The 24,360-nt window shown below is 37.2% G+C and carries 17 protein-coding genes; 8 read left to right on the top strand and 9 right to left on the bottom strand.

Annotation, left to right across the window (positions count from 1 at the left end; all coding sequences use genetic code 11):
- Positions 1-26: 26 nt before the first annotated feature.
- From bioD to AQF98_RS10105, 5 genes are all read right to left on the bottom strand, one after another.
- Entirely contained in the window at positions 27-638 is a 612-nt protein-coding gene (bioD, locus tag AQF98_RS10125; RefSeq protein ID WP_055131816.1) for a dethiobiotin synthase, read from the bottom strand.
- A gap of 2 nt (positions 639-640) precedes the next feature.
- Positions 641-1,759 (bottom strand): 8-amino-7-oxononanoate synthase, encoded by a 1,119-nt coding sequence (locus AQF98_RS10120; RefSeq protein WP_055131815.1) that lies wholly within the window; start codon positions 1,757-1,759, stop codon positions 641-643.
- A 67-nt stretch (positions 1,760-1,826) separates the two neighbouring features.
- Entirely contained in the window at positions 1,827-2,564 is a 738-nt protein-coding gene (locus AQF98_RS10115; protein WP_055131814.1) for an MIP/aquaporin family protein, read from the bottom strand.
- Between the two features lie 62 nt (positions 2,565-2,626).
- Positions 2,627-4,117, bottom strand: a complete 1,491-nt coding sequence (gene glpK, locus AQF98_RS10110; RefSeq protein ID WP_055131813.1) for a glycerol kinase GlpK — start codon at positions 4,115-4,117, stop codon at positions 2,627-2,629.
- 24 nt (positions 4,118-4,141) lie between these two features.
- Positions 4,142-5,725, bottom strand: coding sequence for a glycerol-3-phosphate dehydrogenase/oxidase (locus AQF98_RS10105; protein ID WP_055131812.1), 1,584 nt, complete (start codon positions 5,723-5,725; stop codon positions 4,142-4,144).
- 150 nt (positions 5,726-5,875) lie between these two features.
- Here AQF98_RS10105 and AQF98_RS10100 point away from each other — a divergent pair, with 150 nt between their 5' ends.
- The 7 genes from AQF98_RS10100 (at position 5,876) to AQF98_RS10070 (ending at position 16,703) form a co-directional block, all read left to right on the top strand.
- Positions 5,876-6,640, top strand: coding sequence for a DeoR/GlpR family DNA-binding transcription regulator (locus AQF98_RS10100; RefSeq protein WP_055132112.1), 765 nt, complete (start codon positions 5,876-5,878; stop codon positions 6,638-6,640).
- Between the two features lie 478 nt (positions 6,641-7,118).
- Positions 7,119-10,448 (top strand): SusC/RagA family TonB-linked outer membrane protein, encoded by a 3,330-nt coding sequence (locus AQF98_RS10095; RefSeq protein ID WP_082434973.1) that lies wholly within the window; start codon positions 7,119-7,121, stop codon positions 10,446-10,448.
- Between the two features lie 7 nt (positions 10,449-10,455).
- Positions 10,456-12,018: a SusD/RagB family nutrient-binding outer membrane lipoprotein gene (locus AQF98_RS10090; RefSeq protein WP_055132110.1), complete on the top strand. Its 1,563-nt coding sequence runs from the start codon at positions 10,456-10,458 to the stop codon at positions 12,016-12,018.
- An 11-nt stretch (positions 12,019-12,029) separates the two neighbouring features.
- Positions 12,030-13,571, top strand: coding sequence for a DUF5689 domain-containing protein (locus AQF98_RS10085; RefSeq protein ID WP_055131811.1), 1,542 nt, complete (start codon positions 12,030-12,032; stop codon positions 13,569-13,571).
- A 119-nt stretch (positions 13,572-13,690) separates the two neighbouring features.
- Complete coding sequence (locus AQF98_RS10080; RefSeq protein ID WP_055131810.1) at positions 13,691-15,094, top strand: calcineurin-like phosphoesterase family protein; 1,404 nt, start codon at positions 13,691-13,693, stop codon at positions 15,092-15,094.
- Positions 15,095-15,105: 11 nt separating this feature from the next.
- Entirely contained in the window at positions 15,106-16,008 is a 903-nt protein-coding gene (locus AQF98_RS10075; RefSeq protein ID WP_055131809.1) for a glycerophosphodiester phosphodiesterase family protein, read from the top strand.
- 8 nt (positions 16,009-16,016) lie between these two features.
- Complete coding sequence (locus tag AQF98_RS10070; protein WP_055131808.1) at positions 16,017-16,703, top strand: GDSL-type esterase/lipase family protein; 687 nt, start codon at positions 16,017-16,019, stop codon at positions 16,701-16,703.
- Between the two features lie 56 nt (positions 16,704-16,759).
- Here the strand turns inward: AQF98_RS10070 and AQF98_RS10065 are convergent, their stop codons facing one another.
- Together AQF98_RS10065 and AQF98_RS10060 are read right to left on the bottom strand one after the other, a co-directional pair.
- Positions 16,760-17,194 (bottom strand): hypothetical protein, encoded by a 435-nt coding sequence (locus AQF98_RS10065; protein WP_152969690.1) that lies wholly within the window; start codon positions 17,192-17,194, stop codon positions 16,760-16,762.
- Positions 17,195-17,267: 73 nt separating this feature from the next.
- Complete coding sequence (locus AQF98_RS10060) at positions 17,268-18,044, bottom strand: LexA family transcriptional regulator (protein WP_055131806.1); 777 nt, start codon at positions 18,042-18,044, stop codon at positions 17,268-17,270.
- A gap of 135 nt (positions 18,045-18,179) precedes the next feature.
- Between AQF98_RS10060 and AQF98_RS10055 the strand changes: the two genes are divergently transcribed.
- Positions 18,180-18,530 (top strand): GIY-YIG nuclease family protein, encoded by a 351-nt coding sequence (locus AQF98_RS10055; RefSeq protein ID WP_055131805.1) that lies wholly within the window; start codon positions 18,180-18,182, stop codon positions 18,528-18,530.
- Positions 18,531-18,599: 69 nt separating this feature from the next.
- Here AQF98_RS10055 and AQF98_RS10050 read toward each other — a convergent pair whose 3' ends face one another.
- Positions 18,600-21,722 carry a basic secretory protein-like protein gene (locus AQF98_RS10050; RefSeq protein ID WP_055131804.1) on the bottom strand — a complete coding sequence of 1,041 codons (3,123 nt, stop codon included), beginning with the start codon at positions 21,720-21,722 and terminating at the stop codon, positions 18,600-18,602.
- Between the two features lie 70 nt (positions 21,723-21,792).
- The gene (locus AQF98_RS10045) at positions 21,793-24,249 is read right to left on the bottom strand and encodes a transglycosylase domain-containing protein (RefSeq protein WP_055131803.1); all 2,457 of its coding nucleotides are present in this window, start codon (positions 24,247-24,249) and stop codon (positions 21,793-21,795) included.
- Positions 24,250-24,360: the final 111 nt, after the last annotated feature.

The raw sequence follows: 24,360 nt of genomic DNA, 5'->3' as shown, positions 1-24,360 counted from the left end.
TCCTAATCAACGCTGTCTTTTTAGGATTAAATATTAAGGTGCTTACCTGCTTCAATAATTGAGTGTTGATTAATGTTGTTTAACAAAGGAACATTGCCCAAAGAGTTAACTTGTGTATATTTTAAAATATAGGTTTCGCTTTCCATATTTGTTTCGCCATTAAAAATAATGCCTTTAATGTTGATGTTGTGTTGTTTTAAGGTGTTGATGGTGAGTAGGGTATGGTTGATGCTGCCCAAATAGTTTTGCGAAACCACAATCACTGGGATTTGAAGGTGTTTGATGAGATCTAAGATAAGCTCCTGATCATTTAAAGGTACCATTAAGCCCCCAGCGCCTTCAACAATTAACGAATTTTCTGTTTCTGGTAAATGAAATTGGTCTAATTCTATTGCTACTCCATCCATTCTGGCAGAAAGATGAGGAGAAAGCGGATGGTTTAAGCGATAAGTTTCTGGATGAATTTTAGTTTTAGAATTGTTGATCAAATTCTCAATGGCTAAACTGTCACTTTGTGCCAAATCTCCAGATTGGATAGGCTTCCAATAATCTGCATTTAATTTTTCGGTTAAAACGGCACTTGTAATCGTTTTGCCAATTCCTGTACCAATTCCTGTAATGAAATATTTTTCGGCCATTGTTATGCTAATTTTTTGAGATGCGTTACCAGATCTTTGATCTCTTCGTCGCTATTGTAAATATGTAAACAGATTCTCAAACGCTCTTTTCCTTCGGCTACCGTTGGACTTAGGATTGCCTTAACGTCAAAACCTTTGTCTTGTAAATCCGTAGATACTTTTCTGGCATTGGCGTTTCCGCTGCACAAGATAGTTTGGATGGCACTAGAACTCTGTATAATTGGTAAATGGCTTCCTTTAATCAATTCGTTGTAAAGGGCTATTTTTTGAGTAATTTGGCTAATGTAATCGTGTTCCATTAACATTTGATAGGCGCAATTGATAGCGATGATGTTATGGATCGGTGCAGCAGTAGTATAAATGAAAGAACGGGCAAAATTGATGAGGTAATTGCGGAGCTCATTGCTGCCCAGAATGATTGCACCATGGGTTCCGATAGCTTTACCAAAAGTGACAATACGGGCAAAAATATCCTTTTCTAGACCCAGTTGTACGGCTAAACCTTGACCTTTTTCTCCAAAAACCCCGGTAGCATGTGCCTCGTCTACAATTAAATGTGCTTTGTATTGCTGGCAAAGTTGAATAATTTCTTTTAATGGAGCAGTATCTCCATCCATAGAATATACACTTTCTACTACCACATAAATGATCCCTTTGGCATTTTTAAGTTTCTGTTCCAGGTCTGCCAGGTCATTGTGTCTAAATTTATAACGCTCAGCATGGCTTAGTCTAGCCCCATCAATCAAGCTGGCATGGATCAGTTCGTCGGTTATAATGGTATCTCCGCGTTGTGGTACAGCCGATAAGAGCCCAATATTGGCATCATAACCAGAATTAAAGATCAATCCAGCAGTTGCTTGATGAAAATTGGCTACAAATTGTTCAGTTTCTTCAGTATAAGGATGATTTCCACTTAACAACCTAGAACCACCTGAACCATTTTGAAGATAGGTTTTGTTTTGAGCTTCAATGGCCTGTTTGAGTAGAGGTGATTTGGCAAAACCTAAATAATCATTGGAGCAAAAATCAAATGGAAGATTGGTACTGGTTAACTTTCTTAACAGCCCTTTTGTTGTTCTTTCTTTTAATTTATCTTGAAGAAATATTTCTGCCGAGTTCATTACCGCCAAAAATAAAGAAAGCCCGGCTGATTATCGGGCTTTCTTGTGTATATTTTTAAGATGAGGGTTATTTTGTGCTTAATGCCAAGAATACCAATGCAGCTAATGAAGAGCCGATGATAGGGCCAATAATAGGCACCCAGGCATAAGACCAATCACTATCGCCCTTTCCTTTCATTGGAATTAATGCATGTACAATTCTAGGTCCTAGATCTCTTGCTGGGTTAATGGCATAACCAGTTGTGCCGCCTAAGGCAAGGCCAATTACCCATACTAAGAAAGCAACAGGAATTGCGCCCATAGAGCCTAGGCCAATTTTGGTTACTTCTGGTGTACCCAAAGTAGCATCTGTAATGTAAAATATCACAAAGATGAGCACAAAAGTACCTACGATCTCAGAAAAGAGGTTTGAAACCTTATTTCTAATGGCTGGAGCGGTTGCAAATGGAGCTGCTTTTAGGCCTTTATCTTCCGTAGCATCAAAATGATCCTTATATATCAGCCATACCAAAAAAGAGCCTACCATAGCTCCGCTGAGCTGTGCAAGGATATAAAAAGGAACTTTAGCCCAGTCGAATCCTTTGGCAATAGCCACCCCAAGAGTTACAATAGGGTTAAGGTGTGCTCCGCTATAAGGGCCTGCAACCACTACACCTACAAATACGGCCAATGCCCATGCTGTGGTGATCACGATCCAGCCACTGTTATTTCCTTTTGTGCCTTTAAGCACTACATTGGCTACTACGCCATTGCCCAATAGAATCATCAGCGCTGTGCCTATAAATTCTGCAAGATATTCTGTCATTTTAGTTTGGTTTAGTCTTTAAATGTAAAACAATTTAAAGCGGTTTGGGTTGATTTGGTTATTTAATCTTCTGCGTTTACACGGGCGGCTTTTACAGCTCGGTTCCATCCTTTGATGCGGTCTTTGTTGTCAATTCCATCTTCTGCTACAAAAGTTTTGTTGATTTTCCATTGCGATCTGATCTGGTCAACGCTATCCCAGAAACCTGTTGCTAGTCCTGCTAAATAGGCAGCACCGATAGCGGTAACCTCCGTAACTTCTGGCCTGATTACTTTACAGTTCAATAGATCTGCTTGAAATTGCATTAACAAATTATTTGCAGTTGCGCCACCATCAACTCTTAATTCGGCAATGCCAACACCAGCATCGGCTTCCATAGCTTTTAAAACATCCATGGTTTGATAGGCAATACTTTCTAAGGCTGCTCTGGCAATATGAGATTTGTTGGTTCCTCTGGTTAAACCTGTAATGGTACCACGAGCGTGTTGGTCCCAATGTGGGGCACCTAAACCTGCGAAGGCCGGTACAATGTAAACTCCTTGACTATCTTTAACCTTTGAGGCCAAAGTTTCTACATCTGCAGATTTAGAAATCATACCTAGTTCATCTCTAAGCCATTGTACCACTGCGCCACCAATAAAAATACTACCTTCTAAAGCATAGTTAACCTCTCCATTAATTTTCCAGGCAATAGTTGTTAAAAGATTATTGGCCGATATTTTCGGCGTATTTCCAATGTTCATCAGCATGAAACAACCTGTGCCATAAGTGTTTTTAACCATGCCTGGTTCGGTACACATCTGACCAAATAAGGCAGATTGTTGATCTCCGGCAATACCTGCAATCGGTAATTTGGCTGCTAAAATATTTCCAGCAGTTTCTCCATATACCTCACTTGATGATTTCACTTCTGGGAGCATGGATTGTGGAATGCCAAAAAGAGCTAATAGTTCTTCATCCCATGTTAAGGTGTGGATGTTATAGATCATAGTACGTGAAGCATTACTCACATCGGTAACGTGGGTCTGTCCGTTGGTCAATTTCCAGATTAACCAAGTATCAATGGTGCCAAATGCCAATTGACCTGCTTCGGCCTTTTCTTTGGCACCTTTAACATTTTCTAAAATCCATTTGGCTTTGGTGGCTGAGAAATAAGAATCGATAATTAAACCTGTTTTATCCTGTATTTTTTGGGCTAAGCCTTGGCTTCTAATTTCGTCGCAATAAGCTGAAGTACGTCTGTCTTGCCATACAATAGCATTATAAATAGGTTGGCCAGTTTCCCGATCCCAAACTACGGTGGTTTCTCTTTGGTTGGTAATACCTATAGCATTGATGTCTTTTGCAGAGAGGCCTGCCTTTACAATAACTTCTGCAGCTACAGATAATTGTGTTGACCAGATTTCTAAAGGATCGTGTTCTACCCAACCGGCGTGAGGATAGATTTGGGTAAATTCTTTTTGTGCAATGGCTACAATTTCGCCATCATGGTTAAAGACAATTGCTCTCGAGCTTGTGGTTCCTTGGTCGAGGGCTAAAATGTAATTGCTCATACGTTTATATTTGGTTAGGTTATTTTAACTCGCTTGTGTTTGTTTTTTTGTGGCGTGATAAATATATCCAATAGCTAATGTATTAAATATTTCAATTTGATTTTGCACCCAGTTTTCATCTTCACCTAGTTCTTTGGCTAAAAGTTGGGCTACTTTTGTGCTCATGGCTATGGCTGCATTTGCATCAATAAATAAAATTCTTAATCTACGGCTCAAGATATCTTCTACAGTTTCGGCCATTTCATTTTTGATTGCCCAAACTACTTCTGCGGCGATATGTGGGAAATCAGGATGAAGCTTTTCTTTTAGTTCTGGACTTCTTTCTGCCAGAGCCTCGATATTTGCTCGATCTGAGCCATAGCTGTTGAGGTAGTTGTCGTCACTTGCAATTAAAGCACCATGTATTTTTAGGTTTTTGGTTGTGCAGGCTACCGCACTCAGGCCTGCATGTTTAATGGTTAAATCTATTGTTTCTTCGGCCATTCTTCTATAGGTGGTCCATTTACCACCGGTGATGGTAATGAGGCCTTTTGCAGAGACAATTAACTTATGATCTCTACTTATTTCTTTGGTGCTATTGCTATTGACATCGGTAGGGGCGGCAAGTGGACGCAAACCAGAGAATACACTTAAAATATCTTTTTCTGTAGGTTTAAGATTAAAATAATTACCAGCAGTATTTAAGATAAAATCGGTTTCTTCTTTTAATGCTCTAGGCTCTAAACTATGTTCGTCTAATGGAGTATCTGTAGTACCCACCAGCAGGTGATCGTGCCATGGTACAGCAAATAACACCCTGCCATCGGCAGTTTTAGGGATCATTAAGGCCGATTCGCTATTTAAAAACTCTTTCTTTAAAACGACATGAACACCCTGACTAGGACGCACCATTTTTTTAGCATTTGGGTTGTTCATTTGCAAAATCTCGTCTACAAAAACACCAGTTGCATTGATCACTACTTTAGCTTGCAGTTTAAAACTGGCTTTAGTGAGCATATCTTCTGTTTCAACACCAACAACTGTATCGCCTTGTTTAAGCAATTGCACAACTTTCATGTAGTTGATCAATGTTGCACCTTGTGCTATAGCGGTTTGTGCAATGTTAATGGCTAATCTAGCATCATCAAATTTACCATCGAAATAACTAATGGCTCCTTTAAGCCCTTTGGCTTTAATGCCCGGCATTAAACTTAAAGTATGTTTTTTAGAAAGGTATTTGGATTTTCCGAAACTAAACTTTCCTGCCAGCCAATCGTACAAGGTAAGTCCGGTTAGGTATTTTAAAATTGCAAACCAATCATAACAAGGAATGATAAATTCTTCTTTATGTACAAGATGTGGTGCGTTTTCGGCCAACAATCCTCTTTCTCTTAAAGCGTGTTTAACAAGACCTATATCGCCCTGTGCTAAATAACGTACGCCACCATGTACCAATTTGGTACTTCTGCTCGAGGTACCCTTGGCAAAATCGGCCTGTTCTACCAATAGTGTTTTTAATCCTCTGCTAGCGGCATCAAGTGCTGTGCCCAGGCCTGTAGCACCACCACCAATAATGATGATGTCCCAGCTGGACTGATCAACAAGATGGTAATTATGTATTCTGCGCATTGATCATGAAAGTAATAAAACGAAACAATAAACAATTATAAGTAATCATTATCGAAATAATAAAAATCAAGTAAAAAATATTTTAAAATTGTGTGGAATGAAGTATTTTTTGTTTTATTTATTATTTTGCAAAATAAGTCAAGCACCATGATCATGAATTTAGCCGAAAGGCACCAGTTTATCATTAACAGGATACAAAAAGACCAGTACATCAATGTAGTAGAACTGTGTAAAGAATTGAAGGTTTCATCGGTAACAATTAGGAAAGATTTGAAATTGTTAGAAGAGAAAAATCTGCTTTTCAGAACGCATGGTGGCGCAACGGTTAATAATCCTTACACAGTTGATCGACCTGTTAATGAGAAGGAAAAGCTACAGTCTGCTGAGAAAAACAAGATCGGATTAGCAGCAACCCAGCTTTTAAAGGAAAATGATTCTATTGTGGTGGCTTCTGGTACAACCTTGTTGTATTTTGTGAAAAATATTCCTGCTGGTTTGAATTTAACAGTAGTTACATCGGCATTAAATATCGCATTAGAGCTAATGCGAGAACCAGCTATTGAAGTGATCCAATTGGGTGGTTTATTGCGTAAAAGTTCATCTTCGGTAATGGGTACCTATGCAGAACAAGTATTACAAGATTTTTATTTTAATACCTTGTTTTTGGGTGTAGATGGAATAGATCTAGACTATGGCTTAACCACTACAAATGCCATGGAAGCACATTTGAACCGTAAAATGATCAATGTTTCGCAAAAAACAATTGTGCTAGCCGATTCTACTAAATTTGGTAAAAGAGGTTTCGGTAAGATTTGTGGTTTGGAGGATATCGACCATGTGATCACAGATAAAGGTATTTCTCAACAGATCGTTAATCACTTAGAGGGCTTAGGGGTTACGGTTACTATTGTATAAAAATCTGCTGCTGTATTTCTTTATAACTTTCGTTTTTTGAACTCAACTTTCATTTGCGCTGCTTTGGTATATCCATTGAATCTGTAAGAATGGGGGGGGTGCTGTCTTAATTATTTCTTTGTAATTGAAATATTACATAATACCTATCATTATCTGTTTTTCCACTTGATTTGGCCGTATGACGTTAATTTAAAATTAAATTTTTCAGTTTTCTGTCTTGGATTTAAACTTATTTAATGTTTAGAGTAACAGCTATTTGCCTTCTCTTTTGTGCTGATGAAATATTTTATTAGTTTCAATTTGTTTTTATATTTATATAATGAAATGTTTAGTAACATAAAATTGTATAAAACGTAATAATATGTAGGTTTCGATTATGTTAACTTTCTATTAACATCTGCTTAACGTAGGCCGGCTAGTTTTGCAACTTTCGGTAGTAAGCCTAATTATTTGTATAAACTAACCGGATATAATCATTATGAAGAAAACATTTACTCAAAAAAGTGATGCGCTGTGGCAACATCTAAGTTCTGAACGTGATGTTGCTGTTACGGGTTACAGAAAAAAGAAAACCAGATGCACATTTCTTGTAAGTGCCTTTTTTTGCTGCAAAGTAGTATTGGCAGGAACACTGGCTCAAACTCTAATTGCACAAGATGTTTTTGCACAAAGTACCAACCAGAATATTGTAGTTAAAGGTAAGGTGGTTGATGATAGCGATGGACAAGGAATGCCTGCCGTTACCATTATGGATAACAATAAAAAGGTATTGGGTGTAACCAACGAAAAAGGAGAGTATACCATTACTTTACCTAAGGGAACTCCAGTTAGCTTTACCATGGTTGGTTATACTACTGTAAGCAGAACGTTTAATGAAAACCAAAACAATGTAGTTATTGCTATCAAATCGTCTTCAAGTCAATTGAATGAGGTTGTGGTTACAGCACTTGGTATTAAACGTGAGGAAAAAGCCTTGGGTTATGCCATTACCAAATTAGATAGCACTTCATTTACCAATGCGGTAGCAAGTAACTGGACTGATGCACTTTCTGGTAAGGTAGCGGGTTTAAATTTGGTAAGAAATGGCGGTCCTGCTGGATCAAATAAAATAATTTTACGAGGAGAGAATAACCTAACGGGTGATAATGAGGCATTGATTGTAATTGATGGGGTAGTTGCCAGTAGCTCTGCCAGACGTACTGCTGGTGCAAATGGTGGTGTTTATGGTACATCTGGTGACATTATGCCTGCAGATTTTGGAAGTGCATTAAACGATTTAAATCCTGATGATATAGATAATGTAACTGTACTTAAAGGGCCAGGTGCTTCTGCACTTTATGGGCAAAGAGGTGCCAACGGGGCCATTATTATCACCACTAAATCGGGTAATAAAAACAAAAATAAACTAGGGATTTCCTTTACTTCTAATACGGCATTTGAGTCGGTGAATCGCAGTCCAGATATTCAAAATCAATATGGACAGGGGCAATATGGTGTTTCTTATTTCTCTTATGGGGCTACCGAAGATGGGGCAAGTACCAATGCAACCAGTGCAAGTTGGGGTGCACCTTTTGCAGCTGGAGGTATGTTTTATCAATACGATCCAACAACTAAGACCAGAAATTTAGTAAGAACACCTTGGATGGCTTATCAAAATCCAATTGATGCTTTTTTTAAAACGGGTGTAGAAACTACCAATTCGATAAGTTTAGATGGTACTTATCAAAAAGTTGGCCTTCGTTTTTCTGCAAGTCATGGAAGTAATGACTGGATCGTGCCAAATACAGGTTTAGAAAGAACTTCTGTTTCTCTTTCTGGAAATACCAATTTGACCAAAAGACTTGGGTTAACTTTTAAGGCAGCTTATAATAACAGAAATAGTGATAATTTACCTGCAACAGGTTATGGCAATCAATCGTTAATGTATTGGTTCATGTTTGCCCAGCCCAATGTAAATACAGATTGGTATAGAGATTATTGGGCACCAGGCAAAGAGCTTACACAGTTTGTAAACATCACTACTACCAACCCTGAGAGTCCTTATGCTATTTCTGAACAATACCTCAATACGCAAAAAAGAAACGGGTTTTTGGGTAATGTTCAGCTTAATTATAAGTTTACAGACGAGTTGAGTTTCTTGGTTCGTTCATCAATAGATTATAATAAAGAAAATCGCGAAACACTTCGTCCGTACGATGCGGCTGGAAATAAATTTGCACAAGGATCTTACCGTGTTCAAAATATTAGCTCTTATGAGGTTAACGCCGATTTCCTTTTAAAGTACGATAAGAAAATTAATTCTGATCTACGTGTTTCTGCTACAGCAGGGGGTAGCCAGATGAGAAACCACTATAATAAATCTGAACTCCGGGCTGATGGTTTAATTGTTCCGGGTGTTTACAGATTGGATAACAATGCTAATCCTTTGATTTCGGTACCCGATACCGCGAGGTACCGTATCAATAGTTTTTATGGAGCCTTGTCATTTACTTACAAGAATTATTTATTCTTAGATGTTACCGGTCGCCAAGATTGGAGCAGTACCTTGGCTACGCCAACACGTACAGATAATGTTGGTTTCTTCTACCCATCTGCCAGTTTATCTTTTGTGCCTTCAGATCTTTGGAAAATGCCAAGTACGATCAACTTCGCAAAACTGAGGTTGTCTGTTTCGCAAGTAGGTAGTGGTGGTACAAGCCCTTATCGTACGGCTTACAACTATATCTTGGCAGCAAATGGTATTTATCCGGATAGTGCAATGACAAATCCAACGGTATTGCCTAACCCAAACTTAAAGCCGCTTAAAACCACAACTATTGAAGTTGGTGCTGAAATGAGGTTATTTAAAAACAGGTTAAATATTGATATCGCTGCTTATGCTGGAAATACCAAAAATCAGATCTTAAATCGTTTGGTTGATCGTTCTACGGGTTATGCCGTGGCTGTATTTAATGTGGGGCGTGTAGATAATAAGGGAATTGAAATTGCACTTAATGGTACACCCATACAAACCAGGAATTTTAAATGGACACTTAACGGAACCTTTACCGCTAACCGAAATAAAATTAAAGAATTGGCCGATAGTTCTGTGGTATTGCGTACGGGAGCATTGGGTGGTGGACAGGTAGTAGCTAATGTAGGTGGAAGTATGGGCGATTTATATGGTCGTGGTTTCCTTCGCTCTCCTGATGGACAGATTGTATATGACGCGGTTACCGGAAATGCAAAAACCAATACCAATGACCTGATCTATCTCGGTAATACCATGCCTAAATTCAGGTTCAGCTTTGGTTCTGGTGTAAGCTATAAACAATTCAACTTAAATGTATTGTTCGATGCACAACTTGGTGCAGTTGGTCATTCGTTAACTTTTTCTAGAATGGCTGCCTTGGGTAAACTTAAAGTCACTTTACCGGGCAGGTACAATGGGGTAATTGGTCAGGGCGTGGTACAAAACCCAGATGGGTCTTATCGCCAAAACAATGTAATTGCTACCAATTTTGAAAGTTATTACACTTCACTTTATGGTTCAGATCAGGCTGAAGGAAGTGTGTTCAGGACTGACTACCTTAAATTTAGAGAGGCGAATATCAATTATACCTTGAATTCAAATTTTGTGAAACGTTTGGGCTTAAGCAGGGTAGCTATTGGAGCTTATGGCCGGAACTTATTTATTTGGTCGCCATGGCCAGCATTCGATCCAGAGTTTGGAACATTGGCTGGTTCAGATATTGTTCAAGGTTTCGAAACTGGGCAATTGCCATCTACCAGAACCTATGGTGTACGTTTAGTTGTTGGTATTAATTAAAAGGAAGATGAAAAATATAAAAATATATACATTATTACTTGTACTTGGTGTTTCGTTCTTTTCTTGTAAAAAGGATTTTAATGAAGTAAATACAGATCCTATTGGGAAAAGTGGTACAACAGCTAACCAATTATTAGCTCCTGCATTGGTAAATATACTTAATGCCAATATGGTGCGTAATCGGAACTTTACCAGCGAATTGATGCAGGTAACCGTTGATATAGGTGATGCAGAAGGAAAAGTATTTAGGTACGATGTTAGACGTAATTTAGCTGATTATACCTGGAATACTTGGTATCTGGAGTTGACCAACTTAAAGAATATCCATACCATAGCCAGTAAGGCCGAAAGTTCAAATAAATCTTATCAAGCTATTTCATTGATCACAGAGGCTTGGGTTTTTCAATTGTTGACTGATGTTTACGGTGATGTACCTTATTTGCAAGCCAATCAAGGTAAAGATGGCGTGTTAGAGCCAGCATTTGATAAGCAGAAAGATATCTACTTGGATTTGTTCAAGAAGTTGGAGGAAGCCAATACATTATTGGCAAATGGTGAAGCTATTATACCAACCGGAGATCCTGTTTACCAAGGTGACGTTTCAAAATGGAGAAGGTTATGTAATTCTTTATACCTGAGATTGTTAATGCGTATTTCTGGTAAAGCCGAGGTGAGTGCTACGGTAATTGCCAAGATCAAAGATATTGTAGATACAAATTCTGCAAAATATCCGATAATGCAGAACAATAGCCATACAGCCAAAATTCTTTGGAATGGTACCAACAGCAGTACTGCGGTATATTCTTCGCCATTTATGATCAATGTTCGTGCAGTAGATTTTAGAACACCAGCAATCTGTGCTTTCTTTATTGATAATTTATGGAACTGGAAAGATCCACGTATCGTGACCAGTTATGGTAAAAATGGAATCAGTAGATTAGGAATTGCACCTGGTTCAATTGGTTTCGCAGGCGTACCGAGTGGATATGATACTGGAAGTTCTATACAAAGACAAGCTTATTTCTATTCAGATGCAACCACAAATAATCCAACAACTTTACAGACCGATCCATATACAGGGATCATAATGAATGCAGCTGAAGTTGATTTTATATTAGCCGAAGCAGCTGCAAAAGGTTGGATCAATGGTACTGGCGAAACGTATTATTATAAAGGTATAGCAGACGCGATCAATTATTGGTTGCCAACTGTGTGGGTAAATCCAACCGATCCTGCGGTTAAAGCTTATGCTGTTGCAGCAGATATTGATTGGAATGATGCTTTGCCATTAAATACAACTACACCAGGCACTGGCAGTAAAATGGAACTTATCCAACTGCAAAAATATTATGCCCTGTTCTTGGTCGATTTTCAACAATGGTTAGAATATAGAAGAACTGGACATCCGTTTTTGCCAAAAGGCAGTGGATTGGCCAATGGAGGGAAAATGCCTGCTCGTTTAAATTATCCATTAATTAGTCAGTCTACAAATCCAACAAGTTATAAAAATGCCGTTGCAGCACAGGGTGCTGATGATATCAATACGTTAGTTTGGTGGCAAAAACCTTAAAAATTACGACAATGAAAAAGACATTAGATTATATAATTGTATTAACAGCCATTGTTAGTATTTTTTGGATGGGCTGCAAGCGAGATGATGATTATATTGTGAGTACACCTAGTGCGTATATCTCCAATTTCGATCTGAAAAAGTTGTATAAAAACACAGATTTACAACTTAATGCAGATTTACTAGGGGGTGCAACCTCAATTAAAGGTGTTGTCATTTCAGATTTTAGGTCTGGAAATTCGCCAGCAGGACTGCTTATTATGCAGAACAGCAGGATGACAGGCAATGGAATAGATTCTTTAAGAGGAATAGCTATTAATTTGGGTGCAGAAGCCTCCAAATATATCCCTGGCGATTCTATACACGTTAAAATAGATGGAACAGTATTGAAACGGATGAATGGTATTCTGCAGATTGTTGGTGTGCAAAGTACCGCCGTGAATAAAGTGGCTGCAGGGAGAGCATTGAGAACACAAGCGGTGAATACCGGTAAGATTTTGGCGTCGCCCTCAACTTACGAAAGTACACTCGTTACCATTAGCAGTGCTTTAGTTGAGCCTGAACCAGTATCTGGAGAAACCTATTCGGGTGATAAGACTTTGAATGATGGCTTTGGGAAAGCTACATTGCATACTGAAACAACAGCTAGTTTTGCCTCAACGCCAATATTGGGCAGTGGTAACTTTACAGGAATAGCCTTTGTAGTACCTAGCGGTACCTCAAATAAATTGCAGTTATGGATGCGCTCGGCAAGTGATTTCTTCTTTGTTGTGCTTCCTAAATTGTCTCCAGCTATTATTACTGGATATTTGGTAGATCCGAATGGCTCTGATGCCAATTACGAGTATATCCAGTTTTTGGCTACAAAAGATATTGATTTTTCGGTAACACCATTCTCAGTTTACACCACTAATAATGCGGGTTCAACCAATCCATTCCCAACTACAGGTTGGAATTTAGGTGGGATAAGGACCTATAAATTTAATTTAACATCTGGTAAAGTTGTTAAGGGAGAGTATTTTTATGTAGGTGGTACAGGTAAACTGATCAATGGTAGTCCAACTGCTGGACCTTCAACAGATATCAGCTCTGCAAAATGGATCGCTAGTGTTAACTATACCAATACCACAGGTGCGGATGGTGTAGGTGCGGTAACAACCAATTTATTGGCCAATAGTGGTAATGCTGCTGGTATTGCGCTATTCGCAGGTACGCTTGTAGATGCTTCTACAGTTCCTTTAGATGTGATTTTCTATGGTGGTGCAGGGGGTAATTTTTATACAGCTGGCCCGCCAGAAGCAGGTTATCGAATTACAAATACTGATTATTACAGTACAGTAAACCCACTTACCCGTTTGCCTCAAGCATTTCATGGAGCAGGTACCAATACCAATCGCTTAGGTTTTCCGGCAGCCATTAGTTTTGCGCAATTGGGTGGTGTGTACGACGCGACCTCTGGAAGATGGGTTACTGGCAGAACATTAACAAGTGTAGCGGTAAGCTCAACCGACCAAATAACGGTTATTGAAGGGGGAACCAAATTAGTTAATTAATAAACTATAGCGCCAATTAGTAAAAATTGGCGCTATTTATTTAGGCTTCAATTGTTTTGAACTAAATTTTTAAACACTATACTATTGCGCTAATTTTATATCAGTATATAGAAAATAACATGAACAGAAGATCATTCCTCCAGAAATCAACCTTATTGGGCACCACTATGTTTGTGAGCCTAAAATCCTATTCGTTTAATCTTTTTGATCTCGAAGCTAAAATTTCAGGCCGTATTACCAGTAAGGGAAAAGGAATTGCCGGAGTTGTGGTGTCGGATGGATTTAGTGTGGTACAAACAGATAAAAATGGAAACTATACCATTGAAATAAATACATTGGCTAAATTTATTTGGTTAAGTACACCATCGGGTTACGAGTTTAAAACTGAAAGTAATATTGCAAAACATTACGAATCGGTTACTGTTAAATCAGCCCTCAATTTTGAGCTGAAAGCACTCCAGCAAAAAGATGATCGACATAATTTTATCATTTGGGCAGATCCACAAGTAAAAAATAAAAAAGATGTAGAGTTGATGATGACTACTGCTGTGCCTGATGTAAAGAAAGTAGTAGGGGCTATGGGCAATGTGCCAGTACATGGCATTACAGTTGGCGATATTGTTTGGGACAACCATGCACTTTTTGTAGACTACAATAAAGCAGTAGTACAAATGGGTATTCCATTTTTTCAGGCCTTAGGTAACCATGATATGGATTATAGAATGGGTGGTGATGAAACATCGGACAAAACCTTTGGTGAACATTATGGACCAACTTATTATTCATTTAATAGGGGTAAGGCTCATTATGTGGTGTTAGACGATGTTCGTTATTTAGGTACTGAACGTAATTATGATGGTTTTATTAATCAGATGCAGTTAGATTGGTTGGCAAAAGATTTGAAATTTGTAGCTAAAGATGCCTTATTGATCATTTGTTTGCATATTCCAGTACACAATTCTGTTAAAAATAATACCGATTTCTATAAAGTTCTAGAAGGTTTTACCAATGTCCACATCATGTCTGGTCATACGCATTACAATAAAAATGTAATTACAAATGACATATATGAACATAATCATGGTACCGTTTGCGGTGCTTGGTGGACGGGGCCAATTTGCGAGGATGGTACACCTTGTGGTTATGGCGTGTATGAAGTTGATGGCACGAAACTTAAATGGTATTATCAGCCTACTGGCTTAAGTAAAAATGAACAGATCCATATTTATGTGGATGAATTGACCAATCAAAAAAGGTTGATCGCTAATGTGTGGAATTGGGACCCTCAATGGAAAGTAGAATATTTCTTAGATGGTAAAGCTATGGGCGAACTGTCTCAAGAAAAAGGCTTTGATCCTTTAGCCGTAACTTTATTTAAGGGTGATCAATTGCCAATGGGAAGAACGTTCGCTGAACCTAAAAAAACAGACCACTTATTTGTAGCTCACTTTAGTCCTTCGGTTAAAAAGGTTAAAGTAGTGGCAACAGATCGTTTCGGACAACAATTTACAACTGAAGTTTAAAATCATATCAAATGAAAAAATATATCTTTCTTGGTTTTTTTGGCGTAATTTCAATTACTGGATTTAAAGTAGCCAATCAGCAGCAAAATATGCAAACAAGTTTTCCCGAATTTAGTGCAGAAGCACATCGTGGTGGTAGAGGTTTGATGCCTGAAAATACCATTATTGCAATGCTAGATGCCATGAAATTTGAGCGTGTAACCACCTTAGAAATGGATACACATATTACAAAAGATCAGCAAGTAGTGGTTACGCATGACGATTACTTGAGCCCAGGTTTTATGTTGACCCCTGATGGAAAGGAAATCCCGAAATCGGATGAGAAGAAATATGCTGTTTTTCAGATGGATTATGCTGATTTGAAAGCATTTGATATTGGTACAAAAGTAAATGCAGGTTTTACTGAACAGAAAAAAGTTAAAACTTATATTCCTTTATTGGCTGATTTAATTGACAATGTTCAACGTGAAGTTAAGCAGAAGAACAGAAAGCAGGTGTTTTATAATATTGAAACCAAGTGTGCGCCACAAGGTGATGGAGTGGTGAACCCAACACCAGAGGTTTTTGTAAAACTGTTAATGGATGTGATTGAAAAAAAGAAAATTACTCCATTTGTAGTGATCCAATCATTTGATAAAAGAACTATCCAATTGATCCATCAAAAATACCCTAAAGTGAAAACTTCCTTTTTGGTGGCCAATAAAAAAACATACGAAGAGAATATTGCAGATTTGGGTTTCAAACCATTTATTTTAAGCCCTGAATGGAGAATGGTTGATGCCAATTTGATACAAAAAGCTCATGCAGATGGTGTGAAAGTAATTCCATGGACTGTAAATGCAGTTGATGATATCAATAAATTGAAATCGCTTAAAGTGGATGGAGTGATTACAGATTATCCAAATCTATTTTAAATTAGCTTATGAAATCCCTCAAGAAAATAATTGTACTTGGCTTATTCCTTAGTTTAGGTTTTAATGTTTCATTTGCACAGACAGTTAAATGGGACAGCACTTATCGTCCTGGTAAATACGTAGAACAGGTAGCTAAGTTTAAAGCCGAAACCACATCTAAAAAAGACATTGTGTTTTTAGGTAATAGCATTACTGCTGGTACAGATTGGGCTAAGTTGTTACAATTGCCCCAAGCAAAAAACAGAGGGATTTCTGGAGATATTACTTTTGGTGTTTTAGAACGTTTGCAAGATGTGATAGACGGTAAACCCGCCAAAATCTTTATTTTAATAGGTATCAATGACATTTCTAGGAATATCCCAGACAGTGTGATCTTAAACAATTATAAACAAATGATCAGCCGCATCCGTAAAGGATCAAAGCAAACACAGATCTATTTTAATACCCTGTTACCTGTAAATAGTTCTTTTGAGAAATTTAAGAACCATTATGGTAAGGATGAGCATATTCTTTATATCAATAAAGAAATTAGAAAAATGGCGGCAAAAAATGTGACAATTGTAGATTTATATCCTGTTTTTCTAGATAAGGAAAATCATTTAAGAGCTGAATTGACCAAAGATGGTCTGCATCTTATTCCAGCAGGATATCAGGTTTGGGCCGATTTTCTAAATGCAAAAGGATATTTGAAATAAAAGGAATTGTGCTAAAAATAAAAAAGTCTCCAAATTAAACTTGGAGACTTTTTTATTTAGTTATTTGCTGGTGGAGGTGGAGGGGTTCCTTTTTCAGGTCTCGGTCCTCTAGGACCTTTGCCACCTCTTCTATCTTTCATTTTGTCTCTCATTTCATCACGAGATGCAGCTAAAGTTTTTTTCTGATCTGCAGTTAAAATGGCGTCCATTTTTTCTTTGTTGGTTTTGAAAAAAGCTTTACGCTCTTCCATTTTACCTTGCATAGCGGTTCGGTCTTGCGTACGCCATTCGTCGTTTTTCTTGATACGGTCTAATTCTATTTGCTGTATCTTTTGTTTCTGGTCGGCAGTTAAACTTAACTTTTGTTGTAGTGCATTTGCCATTTTTTCTGCTCTTTGTTCTGCAGTTGCTTTCTCTTTGCCTGGTTTTTGGGCGTAGCTAGCAGTAATTCCCATTACTACTAAAGCCATTGTATAAAATAATTTTCTCATCTGTATTTTTTGTTATTTAATAACATAGATGAAAAAATGATTGCAGAGTTTAATTTAAGCTTGTTAAAATATGTTAATTCTTATTGAGCTGAGAAATAGATTTTTGCATTTGTGCCATCATACTTGATAGGGTTTCGATGGTAGGTTCTGGTGTAGGGTCAGGCAAAGAAGTAGAGATATATGCTTTTGCTTTCCAGATTTCTAAAATATCATCAGCATCAATAGAATAAGGATCATATACTTTATTGTCTGAAATTAGCTTCAGTTCTTTGTTCTCTTTGAAACGGTTACCTGCTCTTTTGTAAACAACACCTTCATTTTTACTAATGATTACATAAGTTTCTCCGGTTTTAACTTCGCTCCAGTTGTCTAGATATTCTCCAATAATTACACTGCCCGGTTGGATCGGTAACATTGAGTCTCCCATAATTTCAAATGCCCTAAAAGTTCCCTGTCTTAAAGCGGGTAGGGGAAGCTGGAATTTTGGTAGGTCTTGGATGTATTGTGGATCTGAAAAACCATTTAAATATCCGGCGCTAGCTTTAACAGGTACCAATTCTATATTCTCATTGTCGTTCTGATCAACAGAGATACTTAAAACCCTAAGGTTAGAACCTTGGCTCTTTGGTTTAGGTTTCCAGTTGTCATTTATATTTTCATTGATAAATTCATCAATAGTTAAATCAAAATATTCTGCTATTTTTTTTAGTAAATCATATTTTGGTTCAGCTCTATCTTCTTCATAGGCTCCAATTAATGAACGCTTAATTTCCATAGCATCAGCGAATTGTTGCTGTGTATGACCTTTTTTCTTTCTTAAGTACTTAAGGTTGGATGAAATGTTTGACATAAAAAATAATTTTAAAATAAATTTGTTTTTACTAAAATTGTTAGTATTATTGTGCCAATAAAGTTAGTAATATTTATTTAAAGTACAAGCAATAATCTAATTAATTTAGTTTTTACCTTTTAAAGCATAGAAATCATGAGAAGATTTGTTTACATCGTAACCGACAGAAATCGCACAAGTTTACACGTAGGAATGAGTGCAGACCTTATTAAAACGCTTGATTTCTATAAACAGATGCCAAATCTGTTTTTTGATAGCGCACAACAACTTACGCGTTTAGTGTACTTTGAAGAGTTCAAAACTGAAACACAGGCTTTAAGTCGTTTCAAGTTAATTAGCCGCTTTACAAGGTTGCAGAAGGAGAGAATTGTACGTTCTTGTAATCCTGATTGGATTGACCTTACGATCGGCCTTGATTTTGAAAATATTCTTTCTCATCAAAAGCTGAATACCCAAGTAGCATTGCCACTTAGCATACTTTCATAATACAACTACCTATAAATAAAAAAGGCGGCCAGATTTTAAAATCTGGCCGCCTTTTTTATGTGCTTATTTTTACCAACCTGGGGCAAATGTTAAGCCGAATACACCACCTTTAACATCTTTCCGTTGAAAAGGAAAAGCATAATAAGGTTCTAATATAAAGGCATTGAATAGATTTACCCTCAATGAAACTCCTGCACTAAATACAGGTACGCGTTCTAAAGGTGTACCATCTGGTAATAAAGTACTACTTGGCTGACCTTTAAAAACTACTTTTGAATCTTCTGTCCATGCTAAACCTGCATCAAAGAAGAGGTTTAAGTCAGAGAACAGGTATCGAGATTCTATTTGAGCTAACTTTTTAGGACCAGTAAATGGCAATCTAATTTCAAAATTAAATACAGCAATCTTACTTCCAGATAGCTGATTGATATCAAAAGTACCCGTATTCTGATTTTTACTATTGTAGAACGAATTAGCTTCATAACCCCTAATTAAATAAGGGTAGCCTAAAAACATTGGATATAGATTCTCACCATCTCTACCAATACGCATGTAATTGTAGGTTCTTACAGCAAAAGTTACTGGTTTAGCTCTAAAGTATTTTCTGGCATCGACAGAGATGGCCGTAAAGTTATAATCTCCAAAATATTGCTCTGCACCAACCCTATATCGGAAACCATCTAAAGGCCCAGTCATCCCAAATATGGAGTTATCGCCAATAAACGAAGCATTGGTCTGGTAAATTGTAAAAGAATTTAATGGAATACCTAAGACGTTTCTGGCATTTTCTGTAGAAACCTTTTCTCTATCTGAACCTAAATAATAAGCTGGATAACCATTAACATCTTGATAATAATTGTTAAAGCGATCTAAACGATAACTGTAACGTGATATGGCCGTACCAAGCTCAAAACGATGCGCTTTATTAAATGGATAAGAACCAAAAACTTCTAGTTTATCTTCAAATGTTCTTAAAATATTGGTACTAATGGTATCAATTGGATCGCCACCTTTAGTCGGATCGTAAGCGCCAAAAGTTCTAAAACCAGTAACATAAGGAATATGTGAAGCTGCAACTCCCCAATTGATTCTGCTTTTTTGGTTAATATAACCTACAAGCCCACCAAAATCGTAAATCTCACCATTTACAGAAAGGTTGGCAATAATTTGATTACGTCCTAATATATCACTGAACATGCCAATAATACCTCCTTGTATGCCTGTTCCGAACCTACTTGTAGAAACACCAACGCCACTATTTGCCAAGTAATCTAAACGGAACTTAGGTCTGTAAGGAACAGTTTCCATTGCATCGTCTCCAGTTTTTTCGAAACGATCAAAGTTGCCAAGATTTGAATTGACAATATTAACGCCTAGATTTTCCATTGGAGGTAAAATGGCCGGTCCAAAGTTGACATCTTCAGGGTTAACAGTCTTTGCCTTAAAGTTGCTTAAAGGAGAGTTGTATAAAGTGTATCGTTGGTAACGATAATAACTGTAAATGATATCATCATTACGTGAAACAGTAATGGCAGGAGAGAACTCTGTAATACCACTAATACCAGTAAAGTAATCTGTAAGTTGCTTTACAGTGTTATCGGCTAAAGTATATTCGTATAAGTTTCTAAAACCATCTCTATTCGATAAGAAAAAAATACGTTTACTATCTCCAGAGAATTGTGCGTTTAAGTTATTCGCTCCTTTAAAAACAGGGATGTTAGTTAATGCTTTAGTTTCAATATCATAAACAGTTAAATTGATCGGATTAACAGCATTGATATTTCCGGCCATCATTGCCGCTCTATCGCTTGAGAAAACTATTTTAGTACCATCAGGAGAGAAGTTAGGTGCATAATCAGAATACTCATCATTGGTAATCTGTGTAACCTCTTTTGTAGTTAGGTTATAAGAAAAAATGTCACTTTGACCTTCTACCATACCAGAGAAAGCAATTTCATTGCCACTTGGCGACCAAGTTAAATTTCCAAATTGTTCAACCTTGCCCATACCAGTTTGTAGCACGGTGTTTCCATTGGCTACATCTACTACCAACAATTGGTTTCTTCCTTTTCCAAAGATACTGAAGGCAAATTTTTTGCTGTCTGGCGACCATGTACCTGCAGATTCGATAAAGTTAAAATCATCAATGTGTGTATTGGCAATTTGACTACTCAGTTTTCGAATAATGTGACCTGTTTTGGCATCGGCTAAAAAGAGATCTATACCAAACAAATCTTTCTCTGATAAAAAGGCCAAATATTTACCATCAGGACTAATGGCAGGGGCAACGTTCATATTACCTGCATTTTTATTATCGATAATCTTGGTGCCTGCTATTTTGATCTGAGAACTGTCTGCTTTTAATAATGGTCTGTAATGTTGTTCAATTGAATTCTTCCATAAACCAGATAAGGTTTTATCATCGTAACCAAATGTATATCTTATTCCATTTTCGTATCCGTATTTAGCAGTAGCTTTAAATAATGGAACAATAGTAGTATCGCCATAAAGTGAGCCTACAAAGGTCCAGAATGCTTGTCCATAACGATAAGGAAAGTATTTGTTAGAATTGGTAAGGTCTTTTAAGGAAGGAATATCCCTATTTAGTAAGGCATCTCGCATCCACATGGAAGTAAAGGCATCTTTTTTGCCTACAGATAAGTATTCGGCCATACCTTCAACCATCCATAAGGGGGTATTGCCAACATTTTCTAAACTAATCGAGTCTTTCTCTAACAATAAATGATATTGGAAAGCGTGTACAAGCTCATGGCCCAAAACATGTCGTGTTTGGCTGTTTAACTCTAACACAGGCATAATTACCCTATTCTTTAAGGCTTCTGTAACGCCACCAGTACCCACGCCAATCTCGCCATTTAAGGCTGTAGTTTGTTGGAAATCTGGGTGATTACTATAAAGAATGATAGGGTTTTTCTTTAAAAAAGTATCTCTAAAAACCTCTTGGTGCATTTTGTACCAAGTTTCGGCATCTTGGGCAAACTTCTTTAATAGCTTCTCATTTTTGATGTAATAGTAAATCTCAAAGTGAGGGGTTTGCAGAACCTTGAAATCCTCATTTTTATACCTCACTCTGTTTTGGCCAAAATATTGGGCCTTTACAGTTGTAAATGATACCAAAATGAGCAATAAAATCAGTAACGATTTTTTTGATAAGGTAAAGTTTCTATTCATATGTCGAATTTTTAAGAACAATTTTATATTAAATTACGGAAAAATCTATTTGTCAGATCTAAATGCACAATTAGCCACCATTTCTTTGTTGTTTCTCTTTCTCTTTTTGCTCCTGTTTTTGTTTTCTTTTTAGCTCTCTTTCTTCTTTTTTAGTTAAAGGAACTGTTGCCGGAGGAGTCTGTTTTACAGGGGCTTCGGTGTTTTTCTTTTCCTCTTGTTTTGGTTGTACTTCTGGTTCTGTTTTTGGGATTTGAGGCTCTTCAGCAATTGGAATGCTCATATCTAATGAATCTATTGCAGTACTATCTATTGCAGTGGTGTCAACTTGTTGTACTGGGGTAGGGCAATTGATGTTTCTAGTAATTTCTACCTTTGATTTAGGGAAAGGCCCATAGGTGTAACCAGAATTAGGATCGTGGTAAACTTTCTCCATAAATTTAGCAAAAATAGGTAAGGCAGTACGCGATCCTTCTCCTTGTTCGCCATTTTTAAAATGCGCAGTACGTTCATCACAGCCTACCCAAACACCTGTAACCAGATCTTTGGTAATACCCATGTACCAAGCATCTACATAATCTGAAGAGGTACCGGTTTTGCCTCCAATTTGATTGTTCTTTTTCCATAAATCCCATTCCCATAACGCTCTAGATGTTCCTCCTGGCTCGTCCATACCTCCTCTAAACATATATAACATTAACCATGCAATTTCTTCGGTTAATACCCGCTTGGTTTTTGCAGTAAATTCTTCAATCAAATTGTCGTTTTGATCTGTAATTTTTTCTACTAAAATAGGATCTGTTCTTACGCCTTCATTTAAAAAGGTACTATAGGCTTTAACCATTTCAAAAACAGTTACATCATTTGGACCTAAACTTACCGATGGAACAGATTCTAAATGACTCTCAATACCACATTCTTTGGCCCATTTAACCACGTTATCCCAACCCACTTTTTCTGTTACCTGTGCAGTAACTGTATTTACAGATTTACCCATGGCCCAACGTAATGACATTTCTTGATAGCTATTGCTCCAATCTGCATTTTTTGGTTCCCAATATTCAGTTTTGCCCTTGTTTTGGTAAGCAATCTTCACAGGTTTATCTACAAAGGTATCGCATGGGCTCATGCCACTTTCTAAAGCTGCCAAATAAGCAAAAGGCTTAAAGGTAGAACCGGCTTGTCGTTTAGCTTGGTTTACATGGTCGTATTTGAAAAACTTATGGTCTATACCACCAACCCATACTTTAATTTTACCACTTTTCGGCTCCATGGTCATCATTCCGGTATTCATGATCTTTCCATAATAGCGAATAGAGTCCATGGTAGAAAATAACGTATCTCGATCTCCCTTATAAGAAAAGATTCTCATCTTTTTCTTTTTGTTAAAATAGGCATCAACAGAATCGGTGTTGTTTTTGTATTTTTTCTGTAATAGGGCATAGATAGGCAAGTTACGTTTGGCCCTATCTGGATAATCTACCTTTTTGCGTTCCGAATCTTCCCAAGGGTCTTCGTTGCCCCAAACACTATAAAACCTTTTCTGTAAAACCTTCATCTGGTCTTTTACAGCCTCCTCAGCATAACCTTGTAATTTAGAATCGATAGTAGTGTATATTTTTAGCCCATCTTCGTATAAATCAAGATCATTATCCTCGCACCATTTCTCTAGGTATTTGTCAACTGCTGCCCTTAAATACGAATCGCCATCGCTACCATCTTTCATTTTACCTTCTTTGAGCTGCATAGGCTGTTTAACCAATAGTGCCAAACTATCTTTACTCAAGTAATTGTATTTATTCATTTGGCTCAGTACTATATTTCTTCTTTCTAAAGCCCTATCTGGACTTTTTAGTGGATTATATAGATTGGTACCTTTAAGCATACCTACCAATAAGGCCGCATCGGTAGTAGATAATTCTTTAGCTTCTTTATCGAAATAAATTCGAGATGCTGTTTTAATACCATAAGCATTATTACCAAATGATACCGTATTTAAATACATGGTAATGATGTCATTTTTGCTGTAGTTGGCTTCCAATTTTAGTGCAGTCATCCATTCCTTAAATTTAGAAACCAGTGTACGTACCAATGGTACATGTTTAATAAAACCAGATGATTTGCTATATCGGGTACGGTAAAGATTTTTGGCCAATTGTTGGGTAATGGTACTTGCACCACCATCTTTTCCCATTCCTACCACCGCTCTTGCAACAGCTTGTACGTCAATGCCAGAATGTTTGTAGAAACGAACGTCTTCTGTGGCTACCAAAGCTTTGATTACACTGGGTGATATTTCTTCGTAGTTAACAGGTGTTCGGTTTTCTTTAAAGTAACGGCCAATTAACTTGCCATCTGAAGTATAGAGTTCTGATCCAACTCGTTGGGCTGGTTTCTTAATGTCGCTGTAACTTGGAGAATAGCCAAAAAGCCATAAAAAGTTAAGCTGTAAGGCGCAGAAGAAAATGATAATGTAAAATATAAAAAAGGCGATATAACGAAGGTATCTATTTTTTATTTCTTTAAACATGGGATAAAGATGTAAAAATCGTGAAATATTATCTGTTAAATTGTGTTAAAACTGTAAGTACAAATTAACGTATTTAATTTACTTAAATTTCGTCTATATTTAAAATAAAAA

Source organism: Pedobacter sp. Hv1, assembly GCF_001412215.1.
GTDB lineage: Bacteria > Bacteroidota > Bacteroidia > Sphingobacteriales > Sphingobacteriaceae > Pedobacter.
This window is presented reverse-complemented; position numbering and strand designations above follow the sequence as displayed.